The 1,486-nt window shown below is 62.0% G+C and carries 1 protein-coding gene; it reads right to left on the reverse strand.

Going from position 1 to position 1,486, the window contains the following annotated elements; translation table 11 throughout:
- Nucleotides 1-115: 115 nt before the first annotated feature.
- Nucleotides 116-1,405 carry an IS4 family transposase gene (locus AC24GY_RS29410; RefSeq protein WP_487690438.1) on the reverse strand — a complete coding sequence of 430 codons (1,290 nt, stop codon included), beginning with the start codon at nt 1,403-1,405 and terminating at the stop codon, nt 116-118.
- Nucleotides 1,406-1,486 lie beyond the last annotated feature (81 nt).

Below are 1,486 nucleotides of genomic sequence, written 5' to 3' on the forward strand. Positions count from 1 at the left end.
TTCACAGCCGTCCCATAGGCCGTGCCGAATGAGTGGCAATCCTTGAAGTAACAAGGGGGACAGGCTGGAAAGTGGCGGAGGTCGAGTTGAGATTTTGGCGCGTTTGCCTGGCAAATCAGGCCGATGCTGTCCCATGCGATGGCGTGCCGGCTGGCGCAAAGCCTGGCAGCCAGGCGGCATGCGAAGCTCCCAGCAGGGTAAATCTTCCGCCTGCTGTCCCATAACTTCGCAGCAACTCCTGCAGGTCCAGGCGCTCCCACATGGCCGCACGCACCACGGCAAAGAGGCGTGTAAAACTCTGCCCCCACCGGCTGAGGTGCGCCGCGTAGCGCAGCAGCACATACACCAGCAGCGCGGTCCACACCTGCCAGCGGATGGCGTTGGCGCTGTGGCCGAGGAAGTCGCCGAGCTTGAGCGTCTGCTTGACCTGCTTGAAGAACACTTCGATGTCCCAGCGTGCGCGGTAGAGATCACACACGCTCGCCGGACTCCACTGGGTGTTGTTGCCGATGAAGACCATGAGCCGTTCCTCGCCATCGACTTCCACCCACGCCTCCACCCGGCGGAAAGTCCAGCCTTTGAACTTCTTCCATTTGGCGCCGGTGAGCTTGACGATCTGGTCTCTGACCACCTTGCCGCCTTTTTTGACGGGCAGGTTGCGCAGGCTGCGACAGCAGAGGTTGTCCTTGGCCCGTGTCACCCATTGGACGCCCCGCGCGTCGAGATCATGCAAATGCTCAAAGTCCACGTAGGCCTTGTCGAAGACGACGACCTCACCGTCCTGGAGTCCGGCGCAGACTTCGCGCGCACGGCTGCTGTCATGCTCGCCTGCGGTGTCAACAATGGCAAAGGTGGGCAGGAAGCCATTGAGGCCCAGGCGCAGGTGCAGCTTTGCCGCCGCCTTGCGTCTGCGATGCTTTGCCCAGCTCATGCAGTTGGCCACCAGCTCCATGACCGTCGAATCGACCGCGTGCACCGGCACTTTGAAGCGGTGGAGCGGGCCGCGTCCGCCGCCGGGGCGCTGCTTTCCAAAGCTTCGGTCGCAGTGCTGGAGATGGTCCAGCGTGCGCCAGAACACCAGAGCGGCAAAGGTGGCGTCGCGGGCCTTGTTGGAGTTGGAGAGGTTGTTGCGCGAGGGCGGGGTGAGACCGAAGGAGGCGATGGCGCGTGCTTTGAGCCGCAGCCAGTCACAGACATCGTTGAGGCTCAGGGCGTGGGCGAGCTGAGCGAAGAGCATCGTGCCCAGATGGCTGAGGACGGAATAGCTGCGGGCTTTGGCGGCAACGCCCGTCTCCCGGGCTGCTGTGTCAATGATGCCGCGCGGAATGAGCTTGAGAAGCTGCCCCAGAACAGTGATGTGGTGGCGTGCTGGCTGAGTGGTTGGAGCGTGTGTTGGTTTTGACATCGTAATCCAAATCAAGCCGCTTCCCGCCCTCAGTCAGCGCACTTCATTCAAAAAAACTCATCCGTCTATGGGATGACTGTG

The sequence above is a fragment of the Prosthecobacter sp. Pr1 genome (assembly GCF_057652315.1).